The 15,275-nt window shown below is 72.5% G+C and carries 15 protein-coding genes; 9 read left to right on the top strand and 6 right to left on the bottom strand.

The window, feature by feature from the left end:
- Positions 1-121 precede the first annotated feature (121 nt).
- The 3 genes from ACFFR3_RS47910 to ACFFR3_RS47900 are packed head-to-tail and all read left to right on the top strand — an operon-like array spanning position 122 to position 3,137.
- Positions 122-1,726, top strand: a complete 1,605-nt coding sequence (locus tag ACFFR3_RS47910; RefSeq protein ID WP_379485352.1) for a serine hydrolase domain-containing protein — start codon at positions 122-124, stop codon at positions 1,724-1,726.
- Between the two features lie 32 nt (positions 1,727-1,758).
- A complete protein-coding gene (locus ACFFR3_RS47905; protein WP_345406134.1) occupies positions 1,759-2,346 on the top strand; it encodes a TetR/AcrR family transcriptional regulator in 588 nt (195 codons plus the stop codon).
- Positions 2,347-2,348: 2 nt separating this feature from the next.
- The gene (locus ACFFR3_RS47900) at positions 2,349-3,137 is read left to right on the top strand and encodes an SDR family oxidoreductase (protein ID WP_345406131.1); all 789 of its coding nucleotides are present in this window, start codon (positions 2,349-2,351) and stop codon (positions 3,135-3,137) included.
- A gap of 2 nt (positions 3,138-3,139) precedes the next feature.
- Here the strand turns inward: ACFFR3_RS47900 and ACFFR3_RS47895 are convergent, their stop codons facing one another.
- The gene (locus ACFFR3_RS47895; protein WP_364374858.1) at positions 3,140-4,024 is read right to left on the bottom strand and encodes an alpha/beta fold hydrolase; all 885 of its coding nucleotides are present in this window, start codon (positions 4,022-4,024) and stop codon (positions 3,140-3,142) included.
- A gap of 52 nt (positions 4,025-4,076) precedes the next feature.
- Complete coding sequence (locus ACFFR3_RS47890) at positions 4,077-4,655, bottom strand: TetR/AcrR family transcriptional regulator (protein ID WP_364374855.1); 579 nt, start codon at positions 4,653-4,655, stop codon at positions 4,077-4,079.
- Between the two features lie 82 nt (positions 4,656-4,737).
- Between ACFFR3_RS47890 and ACFFR3_RS47885 the strand changes: the two genes are divergently transcribed.
- Together ACFFR3_RS47885 and ACFFR3_RS47880 are read left to right on the top strand one after the other, a co-directional pair.
- Positions 4,738-5,760: an LLM class flavin-dependent oxidoreductase gene (locus ACFFR3_RS47885; protein ID WP_345406124.1), complete on the top strand. Its 1,023-nt coding sequence runs from the start codon at positions 4,738-4,740 to the stop codon at positions 5,758-5,760.
- Positions 5,761-5,831: 71 nt separating this feature from the next.
- Positions 5,832-6,524: a restriction endonuclease gene (locus ACFFR3_RS47880; RefSeq protein ID WP_364374852.1), complete on the top strand. Its 693-nt coding sequence runs from the start codon at positions 5,832-5,834 to the stop codon at positions 6,522-6,524.
- 304 nt (positions 6,525-6,828) lie between these two features.
- Here ACFFR3_RS47880 and ACFFR3_RS47875 read toward each other — a convergent pair whose 3' ends face one another.
- Positions 6,829-7,083 (bottom strand): hypothetical protein, encoded by a 255-nt coding sequence (locus ACFFR3_RS47875; protein WP_345406115.1) that lies wholly within the window; start codon positions 7,081-7,083, stop codon positions 6,829-6,831.
- 86 nt (positions 7,084-7,169) lie between these two features.
- On the opposite strand from ACFFR3_RS47875, the gene ACFFR3_RS47870 reads away from it, so the two are divergent.
- The 3 genes from ACFFR3_RS47870 to ACFFR3_RS47860 all read left to right on the top strand — a co-directional run bounded on the left by ACFFR3_RS47870 (position 7,170) and on the right by ACFFR3_RS47860 (position 10,017).
- On the top strand, positions 7,170-7,331 hold the full coding sequence (locus ACFFR3_RS47870) for a hypothetical protein (protein WP_345406113.1): 162 nt from the start codon (positions 7,170-7,172) through the stop codon (positions 7,329-7,331).
- A 206-nt stretch (positions 7,332-7,537) separates the two neighbouring features.
- Entirely contained in the window at positions 7,538-8,293 is a 756-nt protein-coding gene (locus ACFFR3_RS47865) for an ABC transporter ATP-binding protein (RefSeq protein WP_364374847.1), read from the top strand.
- Positions 8,278-10,017, top strand: coding sequence for a hypothetical protein (locus ACFFR3_RS47860; protein ID WP_379485351.1), 1,740 nt, complete (start codon positions 8,278-8,280; stop codon positions 10,015-10,017). The genes ACFFR3_RS47865 and ACFFR3_RS47860 overlap by 16 nt, the downstream gene beginning before the upstream one ends.
- A gap of 1 nt (position 10,018) precedes the next feature.
- On the opposite strand, the gene ACFFR3_RS47855 is transcribed toward ACFFR3_RS47860, so the two are convergent.
- Positions 10,019-11,233 carry a cytochrome d ubiquinol oxidase subunit II gene (locus ACFFR3_RS47855; RefSeq protein ID WP_345406103.1) on the bottom strand — a complete coding sequence of 405 codons (1,215 nt, stop codon included), beginning with the start codon at positions 11,231-11,233 and terminating at the stop codon, positions 10,019-10,021.
- Positions 11,226-12,569, bottom strand: coding sequence for a cytochrome ubiquinol oxidase subunit I (locus ACFFR3_RS47850; protein ID WP_345406100.1), 1,344 nt, complete (start codon positions 12,567-12,569; stop codon positions 11,226-11,228). The genes ACFFR3_RS47855 and ACFFR3_RS47850 overlap by 8 nt, the downstream gene beginning before the upstream one ends.
- A 172-nt stretch (positions 12,570-12,741) precedes the next feature.
- Here ACFFR3_RS47850 and ACFFR3_RS47845 point away from each other — a divergent pair, with 172 nt between their 5' ends.
- The gene (locus tag ACFFR3_RS47845) at positions 12,742-14,205 is read left to right on the top strand and encodes a hypothetical protein (RefSeq protein ID WP_345406097.1); all 1,464 of its coding nucleotides are present in this window, start codon (positions 12,742-12,744) and stop codon (positions 14,203-14,205) included.
- 5 nt (positions 14,206-14,210) lie between these two features.
- Here the strand turns inward: ACFFR3_RS47845 and ACFFR3_RS47840 are convergent, their stop codons facing one another.
- Complete coding sequence (locus ACFFR3_RS47840) at positions 14,211-15,215, bottom strand: aldo/keto reductase (RefSeq protein ID WP_379485350.1); 1,005 nt, start codon at positions 15,213-15,215, stop codon at positions 14,211-14,213.
- Positions 15,216-15,275 lie beyond the last annotated feature (60 nt).

The following is a 15,275-nucleotide window of genomic DNA, read 5'->3' as shown; positions in this document are numbered from 1 at the left end:
GCAACGGTGCGATTGCATTCACCAGCAGTACTACTGCAACGATTCCCAGAAAACGGCCTATCTGATTTCATTGATGAGCAAATGCAACGTAGCCTTTCTCCATCTCGAAAGGAGAGGCTCCATGTGGAACAGCGTGCGGGCGAGGATAGAAGAGCTCCTCGCCGACTACCGGATCCCGAGCGCCGCGATCGGCGTCTGGCAGGACGGGCAGATCACCGACCTCGCGGCCGGCGTAAGGAACGCGGTGACCCGCGAGCCGGCGCGGCCCGACACCGTCTACCAGTGCGGTTCCATGACGAAGACCTGGACCGCCCTCGCCTTCATGCAGCTCGTCGACGAAGGCAAGGCCGACCTGGACGAGCCGGTACGCACTCATCTGCCCGCCTTCCGGGTCGCCGACCCGGAGGTCAGCGAAGGTCTCACCCCTCGCCACCTCCTCAACCACACGAACGGCATCGAGGAGGCGTACGGCGACCCGGGCGAGGACGACGACGTCTACGAGCGCATGGTCGCGAACATCGCCGGAGCCCCCCAGGTCTTCCCCCTGGGCCACACCCACGGCTACAGCGCGGCCCTCGGGTACGCGATCCTCGCCCGCGTCATGGAGGTCATCGACGGCGAGCGGTGGGACGCCGTCATGCGGCGCCGCCTCTTCGCCCCCCTGGGCCTGACCGGCACCAGCACCGGGCCGGCCGACCCGGACCGCGCCTCGACGGGCCACCTGGTCGGCCCCGACGGCCCCGTGATCTCGCCCGTGCCCCGGCTGCCGCGCGCGTTCGGCCCCGGCGGCGGCATCAGCTCGACCGCCAGGGACGTGCTGACGATGGCGCACGTCCTGCTCGACGGCGGCAGGGCGCCGGACGGCACCCGCGTCCTGTCGGAGCAGGCCATCACGACGATGCTGGAGTCACGTGTCCCCGTGCCCGACGCGTACGGCTTCGGGCCGGAATGGGCGCTCGGCCTCATGGTGAGCGACTGGCACGGCCGGACGGTCTACGGACACGACGGCAGCACCGTCGGCCACAGCGCCCGGCTGCGCATGATCCCGGACGCGGGCCTCGCCCTGGTGCTGCTGACCAACGCCGGTCCGCGGGAGGCGTTCTTCAGGGAGGTGTGCGACGCCATCCTCCCCGAGCTGGGCGGCCCCGCCATCCCGGAGCTGCCCCGTCCGACGACGGAAAGCCCGTCACGGTACGAAGGCGTCTACGAGCGCCCCGGCACCCGCTACACCCTCTCGGCGGAGGACGGGCGGCCGCGCCTGACGTACACGGTGCACCCGGCGCTCACCGCCGAGCCCGAGCAGCGCATCTGCGAGCTGCTCCCCGTCGACGACACGCAGTTCCTGGTCATCGACCCGGTCGAAGACCCCTGGACCATCGCCCTGTTCGACGTCCGCGACGGCGTCCCGCAGTACCTGCACGCGGACTGCCGGGTCTTCCCGCGCGCGCCGGACAAGGGCGCGGGCGTGCACGTCGTGGCGGTCTCCACGGTCAGCGACGCCGACCGGTTCTGGGACGCACTGAAGTCGGCGTACGGGCAGCTCCCGCGCGGCGCCGCGTGGACGGTAGCGGTCGCCGGCACCGACGGCACGAAGGCGGTGAACGTCATCGTCCACGACTCCGTGGACGGCGTCAGGAGCTTCGTCGAGCGGCACGTCGGCCCCTACGCCACCACGGAGTACTTCGAGGCGGACGCCGCCAACGCCGTGGGGCTGCCGGCTGTTTGACGCACGTTATCCGGAGGGATAACTTTATCCGCATGGATAAGCACCGGGCGGCGACAGCGGCGCGCAAGGAGCAGATCACCCGCACCGCCATCACCCTGCTGGCCGGGCGCGGCTACCGGGCGACCACCTTCGAGGCGATCCGCACCGAGGCCGGGCTCAGCAGCAAGCGGCTGATCACCTACCACTTCTCCGGCAAGGACGAGCTGCTCGCGGCCGTGGCCGACCAGATCGTGGCCGACAGCGAGCGCTACATGCTGGCCGCGCTGGACGGCGTGACCGGCGCCCGCGAGCTGCTCGCCGCCGTCATCAGGGCGAACGTGCGGTTCATCGCCGACCACCCCCAGGAGGTGGAGGCACTGCGGCAGATCCTGCTCAACGGCGGCCTGAGCGACTACGAGCGCCACGACGTCCACTCCCAGGAGCGGCTGGCCCGCCTGCTCGACATGGGACAGCAGACCGGCGCCTTCCGCCCGTTCGACACACGGATCATGGCGGCGGCGCTGCGGGCCTCGATTGACGGCGTGGCGCCGCTCATCGCCGACGGCGTGGACCCCGGCCTCTGCGCGAACGAACTGGTGGAGCACTTCGACCGCAGCACCCGGCAGAACGGAAAGGCCTGACGATGACCACCACAGAGCATGCCGGGCGGACGTACGTCGTCACCGGCTCGGCGTCGGGCATCGGCGCAGCGACCGCGGCCCTGCTGCGCGAGCGCGGCGCCACCGTGATCGGCTGCGACCTCGACGGCGCCGGCGTCCGCGCCGACCTGTCCACCCCCGAGGGGCGGCGGTCACTGGTCGAGCAGGTGAGCGCGCGCGGGCCGATCGACGCCGTGCTCGCCGTGGCGGGCGGCGGTAAGACGGGGCTGCTGGAGACGAACTTCTTCGGCGCCGTCGCGACGCTCGAAGGGCTGCGCCCGCTGCTGGCGCGCAGCGCGGCGCCCAGGGCCGTGGCGGTGTCGTCCACGTCCTCACTGGAGCCCGCGGACGGGCGCATCATGAAGGCGTGCCTCGACGGGGACGAGGACGCCGCGCTCGCCCTGCTGCGTGCCGAGCCGGACATGGGCGGCCCGTCCGGCGCCTACGGCATCGCCAAGCGGGCGCTGAACGGCTGGGTGCGCAGGGCCGCGCCCGCACCCGCGTGGGCGGGGTCCGGCATCGCGCTCAACGCCGTCGCGCCGGGCGTCGTGGACACGCCCGCCGCCGCGTACATCACGGAGAACGACGAGGTGCGCCGCGCCGTGCAGGCCGTGGCGCCGCAGCCGTACGGCGGCTTCCCCGGGCGGCCCGAGTGGGTCGCCGAGCTGATCTGCTGGCTCGCCGGGCCGGCCAACAGGTTCGTCACCGGCCAGATCGTCTTCGCCGACGGCGGCGCCGAGGCGACGCTGCTCGGGGACCGTCACTGGAGCTGACGTCACCGCCCCGCCGGGGCCAGGAAGGGCAGCACCACCTCGGCCATCTCGTCGGGGACCTCCTCGGCGAGGTCGTGCCCGGCGTCGAAGACATGTCCGGTGACGTCGTCGGCGAACATTCGCAGCTGGGTCTCGTTCCGCTCGCCGATGAAGGCGGAGCCGCCGAGCGCCAGCACCGGGATGTCGAGCCTGCGCCGCGCCGCCTGCCGGTTCTGCTCGGCGTCCACGAGCATGGCCCGGTAGATCGCGAGCATCGCGCGGATGCCGCCGGGCATGGAATAGCAGCGCACGTACTCCTCGATGGCGTCGGGGGTGGCGCTGTCGGGCCGACTGCGCTCGTTCTTGATCATGTACGTGATCAGCTCGCGCTCGTGCCCGGCGATCAGCATCTCGGGCACGTCGGGCTGGAAGTAGAAGCCGAGGTGCCACAGGTGCAGGCCACTGGCGACGTTCTCGGGGGTGAGCGCCGTGTGGTCCTCGAAGCCGTACCCGGGGAACAGCGCCTCGGCGAAGACCAGGGAGGTGACCTGGTCGCGGTGCCGGGCGGCGAGCTGGTAGCCGATCACCGCTCCCCAGTCCTCGCCGATCACCGCGTAGGCGTCGTGGCCGAGGTGGGCCATGAGGGCGGCGATGTCGTCGCTCATGGTGGCGGAGTCGTAGCCGCCGGCGGGGCGGGCGGAGTCGCCGAGCCCGCGCAGGTCGGGGACGACGACGGTGTGGTGGGGCGTCAGCTTCGGGACGAGGTGACGCCAGTGGTAACCCGTCTTGGGCACGCCGTGCAGGAGCACCACGGCGGGGCCTGATCCCGCGGTGCGGTAGTGCAGGCTCGTGCCGTTGGCGGGGGCGCGGCCCGTACGGACGGGGTCGCCGCGGTGGTCGTACATCATCGTCGATGAAGCCTTTCTGGATCGTATGTTACAGATTCAGGGCAGAAAAAACTCACTCGAGGACGCCCAGGGCGACCTCCACGAGTGGCTCAAGGGCACGGGCGTCGGGGGTCACCTTCGAGCCGACCAGCAGCCCGTTGAGGAACGTCACCAGGAAAGCCGCGAGAGTTTCTGGGTCGTGCCGCGACGCCAGCTCGCCGCGCTCCGCCGCCGCCCGCAACAGGGTGGCCAGCGCCTCCTGGTTGGCGGCCAGCACGTCGCGGACGATGCGCCCGGTCGGCTGGTCGTGCGGCAGGCGCTCGGTCGCGGCGTTGATGAGCAGGCAGCCCCGGCCGCCGCCCTCGACGGCGACGCGGACCCGCTCGGTCAGCAGCGCGCGGACGGCCGCGCGGACGTCGGACTCGCGTTCGAGCGTGCGCAGCGCGGCGGTCGCGTACGTGATGCGATAGTGCTCAAGCGCGGCCCGGTAGAGGCCGTCCTTGTCGCCGAAGGCGGCGTAGATCGAGCCCTGCCCCAGCCCGAGGTGCCGGGTCAGGTCGCGGATGGAGGTGGCCTCGTATCCCCGCGTCCAGAACAGGTCCATCGCCCGGGCCACCACCGCGTCGGTGTCGAACCCCCTGGTCCTTGCCATGGGATCCACCGTAGCCTATCTGGATCGATCGTTCAAATATGCTAACAGGAATGTCTTTGACCAGGGGAAGGTTGAAGCCTGCATGAAGAAGATCGGCTTTCTGAGCTTCGGGCATTGGTCGGAGTCGCCGTATTCGAAGGCGCGCAGCGCGTCCGACACCCTGCTGCAGTCCATCGAGCTGGCGGTGGCCGCCGAGGAGCTCGGTGCCGACGGCGCCTACTTCCGGGTGCATCACTTCGCCCAGCAGCTCGCCAGCCCGTTCCCGCTGCTGGCCGCCGTCGGCGCGCGGACCAGCCGGATCGAGATCGGCACGGGCGTCATCGACATGCGCTACGAGAACCCGCTCTACATGGCGGAAGACGCGGGCGCCGCCGACCTGATCGCGGGCGGGCGACTGCAGCTCGGCATCAGCCGCGGATCACCCGAGCAGGTCATCGACGGCTGGCGCTACTTCGGCTACGCCCCGGCCGAGGGCGAGACCGAGGCGGACATGGCCCGCAAGCACGCCGAGGTCTTCCTGAAGGTGCTGGAGGGAGAGGGGTTCGCCGAGCCGAACCCGCGGCCGATGTTCCCCAACCCGCCCGGCCTGCTGCGCCTCGAACCGCACTCCGAGGGGCTGCGGCGGCGCATCTGGTGGGGCTCCAGCTCGAACGCCACCGCGCGCTGGGCCGCCGGGCTCGGCATGCACCTCATGAGCTCCACGCTCAAGGACGACGAGAACGGCAAGCCGTTCCACGTCCAGCAGGCCGAGCAGATCCAGGCCTACCGTGAGGCGTGGAAGGAGGCAGGGCACGAGGGCGAGCCGCGCGTGTCGGTGAGCCGGTCGATCATGCCGATCGTGAACGACACCGACCGCGCGTACTTCGGGCACGAGCGCACCAGCTCCGACCAGGTCGGCTTCATCGACGCCACCACCAGGGCCATCTTCGGGCGCACGTACGCCGCCGAGCCCGACGTGCTGGTCAAGGAGCTGGCCGGCGACGAGGCGATCGCCGCCGCCGACACGCTCCTGCTGACCGTGCCCAGCCAGCTCGGCGTCGACTACAACGCCCACCTGCTGTCCTCCCTGCTGACCCACGTCGCCCCGGCGCTCGGCTGGCGCTGAGGGCGAAGACGAGCCCGGCCCGCGGCGAGTGAGCCCTGCTTTCTGTCGGTCCCGCCGCGCACAATCGCCTTGTGCTGGTGCTGGTGCTGATGCGGGGAGGCGTCATGGCGAGGGGCTCCAAGCGAAGGAAGCGGGGCGCGGGGCGGCGGCAGGGGTCGATCGCGGCGGCCGGCGCGGTGGGCGTCGCGGTCGTGTGGTTCGCCCGGGAGCATCCCGGGTGGGCCGTCGCGATCGGGGGCCTGCTGGCGGTGCTGTTCGTCGGCGGGCTGGTGCTGCGGCACCGGATGATCGAGGCGGAACGGCGGCGCTTCCTGGCCGCCAACGCCGAGCTTGAGCGCGTCGATCGCATGACGGGGCGCGCGTTCGAGCACCTCGTCGCCGAGCGGATGATCGCCGACGGGTTCCGCCAGGTCCGCGAGCGCGGCGGCGCCGGCGACGGCGGGGTCGACATCACCGCCGTCGCCCCCGGACACGGCCGGATCGCCGTCCAGTGCAAGCGGTACGCCAAGACGGTCGGCGCGCCCGACGTGCGCAACTTCCTGGGCGCGCTGGCCAACACCTTCGCCGGCCACAAAGGCGTCCTGGTCACCACCAGCACCCTCACCCGCCAGGCCAGGCAGGAGGCGTTAGGCGCGCGCGAGCCCCTGATCCTCGTCGAACGCGACCACCTGGCCGACTGGCTCCTGGGCAAGGCCCCGTTGCTGCCCGGCACCCGCCCGGCCAAGGGCCTGCAACCGACCGGCGACGAGACCCCTGCGGGGTGAACGGACGCGCGCGAGGGCTGCGGCGTGGCGGGCTGCGGGCCGTCGGTCGTGAGGCGGTCAGCCTGGGGGCGTCAGGCCTGGGGCGGTCAGCCTGGGGGCGGTCGGTCGTTGGACGGTCAGTCGTGGTGGGGCTGTTCGTCGGTCCAGCCCGCCGAGTGGACGACGAGCTGCGCCAAGGGAGTGCCCGGCCCCAGCCCGCGGAACGACCCGTACTTGAGCAGCAGCTCGGTGGAGTCGTCCAGCTGACGGGGGCCGTCACGTGGGGGGCCTGGTCATCGATCGCCTCTCGACGAGGTGGGCTGTGTCAGTGGGTATAGTCGGCAGCCCCCTCGCTTTCACGGACTCCCGTGGGCGGCCTATCCGGCCTCCTGGAGGCGTGCGGCGACGCGTAGGGCCGGTGCATGAGCGCCACGTCGGCAGGGTCGTCGCGCAGGTGGCGGGGCTGCTCGCCGATGCCGCACAGCACCACCTCGGCCTCGGCCGCGCCGGGTTCCGCCGCGTGCGCGTCGAGAAGCCGGCTCAGCACGTCGCTGGAGGTGCCGGCCTTGGCGACCGGCACCAGCCGCTCCCCCGGCCCTGCGGCGGCGCGGCGGGTGCGGCGGTGACGGGGTCGAACGCGGTACGTCCCTCACGCGGCAGCACCTGATGACCGACGGCGGTGAGGGCGACGCCGAGCGGGCGCTCGGCAGGATCGTCGGCATGACGGACGCGTTCGGCGTGCCGCTGGACGTGAGCAGCGACAGCGGCGTCACCGGCCGCCACTTCGCCGGCACGTTCATGGAGGACGCCGGCGCCCTGTCGTGGTGAGCAGGAGCCGCCGCTGAGGGATCGAGTTTCTCCTGCTCGACCGCATAGGATCATGTTCTCGCCATCGGGTGGCTGTGCGTTCACGAGGGGAGGCGGCGTGCGCCGGCATCACGTCGACGTCCCCGCCAGGCCACCGGCAGCCGTCCATGGCCGAGAGCGACCACGTGGTCACGCCGGCCACGCCTCCTCACCCCCCGGAGAACACCATGACGCCGGCCCTCGAGATCAGCGGGCTGACCAAGCGCTTCGGCGACACCCTCGCCGTCGACGCCATCGACCTCACCGTCCCGCCCGGCTCGTTCTTCGGCCTGGTCGGCCAGAACGGCGCGGGGAAGACCACCACCTTGTCCATGGCGGTCGGCCTGCTGCGGCCCGACGCCGGTGGCGCCCGCATCTTCGGCCAGGACGTCTGGTCGGAGCCTGAGCGGGCCAAGGCCCTCGTCGGGGTGCTGCCCGACGGGCTGGCCATGCCCGAGCGGCTGACGGGGCGTGAGGTGCTGACGTACCTCGGCCTGTTACGCGGCCTGGACAAGGACGTGGTGGCGCGGCGAACCGGCGACCTGCTGGACGTGCTGGAGCTGGACGGCGCGGACAAAACGCTGATCATCGAATACTCGACCGGCATGCGCAAGAAGATCGGGCTGGCGACGGCGCTGCTGCACGCGCCGCGGCTGCTGGTGCTCGACGAGCCCTTCGAGGCCGTGGACCCGGTCTCGGCCGCCACGATCAAGACGATCCTGCGCGGCTTCGTGGCGGGCGGCGGCTCGATCGTGCTGTCCAGCCACGTGATGGCGCTGGTCGAGCAGCTGTGCGACCGCGTCGCGGTGATCGACAAGGGCCGGGTGGCGGCGGCCGGCACGCTGCAGGAGGTGCGCGGCGCGCGCACGCTGGAGGACACCTTCGTCGAGCTCGTCGGCGACCCGGGCGACGGCGTCAAGGAGTTGTCGTGGCTGTCGAGCTGACCATGGCCCGCATGAAGGTCGCCCTGCTGCGGCACGAGCTGCGCGGCCAGCGGGCCCAGACGGCCGGCACGGGCGCGACGCTCGGCCTGCTGCTCGCGGCGGGCACGGTCTACCTTGCCCTCACCGACCTCGACCTGCTGGCCGCCGCCTACGCGGCGTGGCTGCTCGGCTGGATCCTCGGCCCTGTCTTCATGGGCGGCGGGGACGAGACGTTGCGTCCGGAGTACTTCTCGCTGCTCGGCCTGCCGCCGCGCCGGCTGGCGGGCGGCCTGCTGGTGGCGGCCTTCGTCGGGATCGCGCCGCTGGTCAGCCTGGTCGCCCTGACCGGGCTCGTGGTGGTGGGAGCGCGGCTCGGCGTGGCGAACGCGCTGGTGGCGGTGCCGGCGATGGCGTTGCAGCTGGCGGTGATCGTGCTGCTGTCGAAGGTGATCGTGGCGCTGGTCGGCCTGGCAGTGCGGACGCGTCCTGGCGCGATCGCCTCGGGACTGCTCAACGGCGCGGTCCTGGCGGCGCTCGGGCAGGTCTGGGTGTTCATGGTGCTCTTCGACGAGACCGGCGTGCCCGCCGCGGTGTGGTACATGCCCTCCGGGTGGGGGCTGCTGGCCGTCCAGGGCCGGTGGTGGGCGCTCGTGGCGCTGGCCGTGCTGGTGGTGCTGCTGCTGGGCGCGTGGGCCGCGCTGCTCGGTGAGCGGGCCGGCGCCGTGCGGCGGTCGGGGCGGGCCAGGCGGCCGATGACGGCAGGCGGCGCGACCGGCGCCGTCGTCGCCAAGGAGCTGCGTACGTGGTCGCGCGACCTGGTGCGCAACCACCAGCTGACCTTCGCCCTGTCCTACGGCGTCTGCTTCGCCGCCAGCCCGCTGCTGCTCGGCTGGTACGACCTGCTGCCGTACGCGGGGCCGATCTTCGTCGTGATGGCGGCGGCCATGACCGCCAACGTCTACGGCACCGACGGCACCGCGCTGTGGCTGACGTTGATGATGCCCGGCGTCAGCGACGTGCGGGGCCGTCAGCTGGCCTGGCTGGCGGCGCACGCGCCGGTGGCGATCGTGCTGACCGTGGCGTTCACCGCCGTGGCCGGCGGGCCGTGGCCGCTCGTGCTGGCGCTGCTGCCCGCGCTGCTCGGCGGCGCGGCGGGACTGGTGCCGCTGGTGTCGGTGCACCTGCTGGTGCCCGGCACCGATCCGCACCGCCGCGCGGGCAACCCGCTGCGCATCAGCGAGGACGACGGCGGGCTGACCGGGCTGGCCTACCTGATGCTCGTGCTGGTCCTGCTCGCCGGGCTGCCGGCCGGGCTGGTGGCCTACTGGTACGGGTGGGCCGGCCTGGCCGTCGGTGTCGTGACCGGGGTGCTGTGCTGGTGGGGGTTCGGCCGGCTGGCGGAGTGGCGGCTGCGCTCGCGCGGCACCGAGCTGCTCGACGTCATGCGGACCGGCCGCCGGGCGCGCGCGAGCATGACGTCCCGCTTCGAGGGGCTGTCCATGACCCGCAGGACGATCGCGGGGTGGTGCTTCGGCCTCGGCGCCGTCCCGCTGGTGCCCCAGGGCATCGTCGCCGCCTCCTTCGTGGCCGGCGGCACGGTGCGCCACAGCTGGTTCCTGGCGACGTACATGGAGCCTGGGCTGCGCTACCCCGTGGCGGGCGGCTTCATCCTGCTCGGGCTGGCCATGTACGGCGCGGGCTACTGGGCCGTCAGGCCCGCCGTGACCCGGCGGGACCCGCGCTGACTCACGGCCGTTCCGGCTCCGCGGTGGCGAGGGCGAACGTCGCCACCGCGCCCGCGATGAGACACCCGACGCCGAGCCCGAGCAGCAGGCCGGGCTCGGCGAGGAGGGCCAGGGCCAGGCCCGCGACCAGGGTGACGACGGCGAACCCGCCGAGCCGGCGGCGGCCCGCACGGCGCTCGGCGGCGAACCCGGTACGGCGCTCGGCCTCTCCCGGGGCGCCGTGGTCGAGGTCGCCGCGCAGGAACAGCCGGAACAGCAGGATCAGCGAGGGCAGCAGCACGACCGCGCCCGCCGCGACCGCGACGACGATCGCCCGCAGCGTCGGCGTCCCCGCGGCGGCCTGGTCGAGCGTGAGGCCGGGCAGGAAGCGGGGCCGCTGCGCCAGCGCCCACCCGGCGATGACCGCCGCCACCGCGAGCGCGGCCGACGCGCGGGCCGGCTCGAAGCGTTCGCGCCACACCAGCAGCAGAGTCGCGATGCCGGCCAGCCCGGAAAGAGCGACCATGACGGCGCCCCACCCGGTGGTCAGCCCGGTGAACAGCGCGGGCGCGTCGAAGCGGGCCACGATGAGGCCGGCCAGCGCCAGCGCGCCTGCGCAGCCGCCCGCCGCGAGCGCGCGGACGCGGAAGTCGTGCTCCAGGCGGGGCGAGCCGGCCCTGCGGGCGTCGGCGGCGAGGTAGACGGCGGCCAGGTAGCCGCCGGCGGCGACGGCGAGCGCGCCGATGAGCAGCGAGGTGGGGTTCAGCCAGCTGGTGACCAGGTCGCCCGCGGCGTTGCCCACCGGGACGCGTCCCGTGGCGATCGCGCCCGCGACCGTGCCCAGCGCGAACGGGGTCAGGATCGAGGAGAGCGCGAACAGGTACTCGATCGGCCGCTCGCCGGGCGCGCCTTCGAGCCGGCCGCGCAGCGCGTACGCGGCGCCGCGCAGGATGATGCCGACCGCGGCGGCGAACAACGGCACCGCCAGCGTCGAGGTGATCGACCCGAACGCCACCGGGTACGCCGTCCAGCACACCACCAGCACGAAGATCAGCCAGACGTGGTTGGCCTCCCACACCGGCCCCATCGCGTGCCTGGCGTGGTGCCGCATCGCCCGGTGCCCGGTCTCGCCCCGGCCGGCCAGCAGCGTCCAGAGGCCGGCGCCGAAGTCCGCGCCGGCGAGCACGGTGTAGGCGGCCAGACCGGCCAGGATGAAGATCATCGGCAGCTCAGTCACGGTGGTCCGCCTCGATCGGGACGCGGCTGAAGCGGTGCAGCAGCCACGCGACGCCGCCGGCCAGCCCCAGGTAGACCACGATGAGGGTGCCGTAGCCGAGCGGGATGCCGGGCGCGCCGGTGACGGCCTGACTCGTGCGCATGACGCCGTACACGATCCAGGGCTGGCGGCCGACCTCGGTGGTGACCCAGCCGCAGATGAGCGCGACCACCGCCAGCGGGCCCGCGGCCACGACCGCGCGATGGAACCAGCGGGAGCGGGGCAATCGGCCGTGCCGCAGCCTGGTGTAGAGGTGGATGACGCTGAGCAGGCTGAGTAGCAGGCCGATGCCGACCATGGCCTGGAAGGCCAGCCGTACGACGTTGACCGGCGGCTGGTCGGCCACCGGCACGGCGTTCAGGCCGGTCACGGTGGCGTCGGGGTCGTGGAAGGCCAGCAGCGACAGCAGGCGCGGGATGGCGACGCCGTACCTGACCTCCTCGCCGTCGTACCAGCCGAGCAGGTGCTCGGGGGCGCCGCTGGTGGTGCGGCCGAGCCCCTCCAGCGCGGCCAGCTTGACGGGCTGGTGCTGGGCGACCTCGCGGGCGGCCCAGTCGCCGACGATCACCTGCACGGGCGCGGCGACCGCCGCCGCCGACAGCGCGATCGTCAGCGCGGTACGCCGGTAGCGGTCGCGGCGGCCGCGCAGGAAGCCCCACGCGTAGGGGACGGCGACCAGGAAACCGGCGACGACGAACGCGGCGACGTACATGTGGACGAACTCGTGCCAGAAGAACCCGTTGCCGAACAGCGCCTCCCACGGCCTGGCATCGACCACCCGGCCGTCGCGCAGGGTGAAGCCGGCCGGGTGGTTCATCCAGCCGTTGACGGAGATGACGAACAGCGAGCCTGCGACGCCCGCGAGCGCCACGGGGATGCCGGACAGGAAGTGCGGCAGCGGGCGCAGCCGGTCCCAGCCGTACACGTAGATCGCGATGAAGATCGCCTCGGTGAAGAACGAGAAGCCCTCCAGCGTGAACCCCAGCCCGAACACCTCGCCGAAGCCCGCCATCCAGGCGGGCCACAGCAGGCCCAGCTCGAAGCTGAGGATCGTCCCGGTGACCACGCCGATCGCGAACAGCGCCAGCATCACCTTGGCCCACCGCCGGGCCAGCGTGCGATACAGCGGGTCGCCGCTACGCAGGTGGCGCCACTCGCAGAACAGCACCATGGCGGGGAAGGCGATGCCGAAGCACACCAGCGGGATGTGCACGGCGAGCGACAGCGCCTGCATCTGCCGCGCCTGGAACAGGTACTCCTGGTCGATCGCGCCCAGCACTGTGATCGTGCCGCTCATGTCGTCCCTTCACCCCTGTCCGGACCCCGGAGATCGACACTATAAGCAGCCTTTCGTCACCGTCCGTGAGACTCGCCGGTCGGGGTGGCGGGTCCAGGCCGGCCGGATGGGTGGCCCCGGCGGTCGGAGACGCCTGCCCGGCCTTTGGCCGGTCCGCCACTACCATTCCGCCATGTCTTTCGATCTTGCTCTTCATCTCACCACGGTGATGATGTACGTCCTCCTCGTGGCTCTTCCGCTGATGATCGCCACGCTGGCCGTTCCTGCCGCGCTGTTCTCCGCTCCGCGTCACCGCCACGAGCGGATCCGCCGCAGGGCCGTCACCCTGGGGCTGATCGTCTCGTCGGCGGGCGTCGCCGCCATGGGGCTCGGCGCGTGGCTGGCGCGTGAGGATTCGCGCTACGGAATCATGGAGTTCGCCGGGATGCTGGTGATGACCCTCCTCGGTGCGGGCCTGCTCGTCGCCGGTCTCGGCTCGCTGCCTTCGCGGCTTCTGGAGCTCCTCGGCCCACCGGCGGAACGGTTGCCGGTCCCCTTACGCCTGGCCGTCCGCGACCTGGCCCAGCGCCGAGCGGTGGCGGCGGTGGCCATCACGCTGACCATGATGGCCACCGCCGCCGGCATCGGGCTCACGGTGGTCGTGGCCGGCCAGACGACGCAGAGCAGAGCCGAGTACGTCCCCCTGGGCAAGCCGGGCACCTTGCTGGTCCGGTCGAATCCTCCGGTGCTGGGACCCTTCTCGGACGCCGACACGGCCACCGTCCGAGCGGCGATGGAGCGGGCACTGCCGGGCGTGCCGATCATCCAGAGCGAGGTCATCGCGGACATCGGCTGGTACTTCAACGCCGAAGCGAAGAACGTAGAGATTCCTGAGGACGCCTTCTTCCCGACCCTGGCCATCGGTGACGAGAAGCTCCTGCGCTACCTCACAGGCGACCCGTCGACGCCCTACGACGAGGGCACGCCGGTGGTGATCACGTCAGCCGACGTGCCGGTCGGCTCGGTGGACATCGGCTACAAGCTCGGCCAGAACGACGAGAGCACGCAGACCAAGACCGTCCCCGCGCTCCTCATGCGGGCCACGGAACCGGGCGTGGAGACGATCTTCGTCCCCTCGGAAGTCGTCCGCGACCTCGGCTACTCCCTGGCCACGAGCGAGCTGTTCGTCGACCCCGCCGTCCACCGGGCCACGCCCGGCGAGCAGCGGCGTCTCGACGACGCGCTCGACGACGAGCTGGCCGAGATCCACGTCGAGCGCGGCTTCCAGGCGCCCATGGGCTGGGCGCCCTTCGCCGCCGCGTCGCTCGTCGCCGCGATCGCGTGCGCGCTGGCGGCCGGGGTCGGCGCGGCGGCCGACGTCCGCCAGGCCCGCGTCATGCGGCGGACCGGCATCGCGTTCCGGTGGTTCGGCGCCGCCCGCGCGGGAGTGACCGCCGTGTGCGGCACGGTGCTCGGCGCGGTCGCCGGTTGTACCGCCGGGATGTCGCTGCTGTGGCCGTTGACGGCGAGCACCTCGTGGGAGGACCCGCCGCGGGTCCCGTTCGAGACGCCCTGGCTCACGATCGCGGCGATCGTGATCGGCCTCCCCCTCATCGCCGCGGCTCTCGGTGCGCTCTTGGCCCGCCAGCGACCCTGACCGGCTCAGGCGGCGCGGCGGCGCAAGGACGGCTGCTGGAGGGCGGGCGGCTGGTACGCCTGGTCGAGCCTGCCGACGTCGGTGCCGGGCGGGACGATCTCGTCGATGCGGTCGAGCACGTCGGCGCTGAGCCGTACGTCCAGGCCGGCGAGCAGGTCGTCGAGGTGGGCCATGGTGCGCGCGCCGACCATCGCGGCGCTCACCCCGGGGTGTGCGGTCACGAACGCCAGCGCCAGGTGGTGGAGCGGCAGGCCGACCTCGCCGGCCAGCTCGGCGAACCGCTCGGCCGCCTCGATGCGGCGCTCGTCGTTGAGGTGCTTGAAGATGCCGGCGCGGCGCAGCTCGTTGGGCCGGCCGCGGCGGACGCGGCCGGTCAGCAGGCCCTGCCCGAGCGGCCCCCACACCAGGACGCCCAGGTGGTGGCGCTGCGCGACGGGCAGCACCTCGCGTTCGGCGGCGCGGTTGAGCAGCGAGTACGGCGGCTGCTCGGTGTGGAAGCGGGCCAGGCCGCGCCGCTCGGCCACCCACTGGGCCTCGACCAGGTCGGAGGCGGGCATGTTGGAGGTGCCGATCGCGCGGATCTTGCCCTCGCGGATGAGGTCGGTGAGCGCCGACAGCGTCTCCTCGATGGGGGTGCAGGGGTCGGGGACGTGCAGCTGATAGAGGTCGATGTGGTCGGTGCCGAGGCGGCGCAGGGAGTTCTCGACGGCGGTGCGGATCCAGCGGCGGGAGGCCCCTTGCCGGTTGGGGTCCTCGCCCATGGGGCGGCCGTACTTGGTCGCGAGCACGACGTCATCGCGCCGCCCCTTGAGCGCTCCGCCGACGACCTCCTCGGAGTCGCCGTAGGCGTCGGCGGTGTCGATGAGGTTGATGCCGGCGTCGAGCGCCTTGTGGATGACGCGGGCGGACTCGGCCGGATCCGGGTTGCCGACGGAGGTGGCGAACATCAGGGCACCGAGCCCGTACGAGCTGACCTTGATGCCGGTACGGCCGAGCGTGCGGTACTGCATGACGAACCTTTTCTTCCGGTGGATGAACCGGGATCCACTTTGGGGCGGGTCGGGCGGCGG

It is taken from the genome of Nonomuraea salmonea (genome assembly GCF_042428605.1).
In the GTDB taxonomy this organism is placed as follows: Bacteria; Actinomycetota; Actinomycetes; order Streptosporangiales; family Streptosporangiaceae; genus Nonomuraea; species Nonomuraea salmonea.
Note: the sequence above shows the minus strand (reverse complement) of the source record. Positions and strands in the feature narration are given on the sequence as shown.

Bases quoted from the DNA above. Each gene is read 5' to 3' on its own strand.
- ACFFR3_RS47900 (WP_345406131.1), top strand. From the start codon at position 2,349: ATGACCACCACAGAGCATGCCGGGCGGACGTACGTCGTCACCGGCTCG.
- ACFFR3_RS47905 (WP_345406134.1), top strand. From the start codon at position 1,759: ATGGATAAGCACCGGGCGGCGACAGCGGCGCGCAAGGAGCAGATCACC.
- ACFFR3_RS47865 (WP_364374847.1), top strand. From the start codon at position 7,538: ATGACGCCGGCCCTCGAGATCAGCGGGCTGACCAAGCGCTTCGGCGAC.
- ACFFR3_RS47895 (WP_364374858.1), bottom strand. From the start codon at position 4,024: ATGATGTACGACCACCGCGGCGACCCCGTCCGTACGGGCCGCGCCCCC.
- ACFFR3_RS47845 (WP_345406097.1), top strand. From the start codon at position 12,742: ATGTCTTTCGATCTTGCTCTTCATCTCACCACGGTGATGATGTACGTC.
- ACFFR3_RS47885 (WP_345406124.1), top strand. From the start codon at position 4,738: ATGAAGAAGATCGGCTTTCTGAGCTTCGGGCATTGGTCGGAGTCGCCG.
- ACFFR3_RS47890 (WP_364374855.1), bottom strand. From the start codon at position 4,655: ATGGCAAGGACCAGGGGGTTCGACACCGACGCGGTGGTGGCCCGGGCG.
- ACFFR3_RS47870 (WP_345406113.1), top strand. From the start codon at position 7,170: ATGACCGACGGCGGTGAGGGCGACGCCGAGCGGGCGCTCGGCAGGATC.
- ACFFR3_RS47840 (WP_379485350.1), bottom strand. From the start codon at position 15,215: ATGCAGTACCGCACGCTCGGCCGTACCGGCATCAAGGTCAGCTCGTAC.
- ACFFR3_RS47910 (WP_379485352.1), top strand. From the start codon at position 122: ATGTGGAACAGCGTGCGGGCGAGGATAGAAGAGCTCCTCGCCGACTAC.
- ACFFR3_RS47850 (WP_345406100.1), bottom strand. From the start codon at position 12,569: ATGAGCGGCACGATCACAGTGCTGGGCGCGATCGACCAGGAGTACCTG.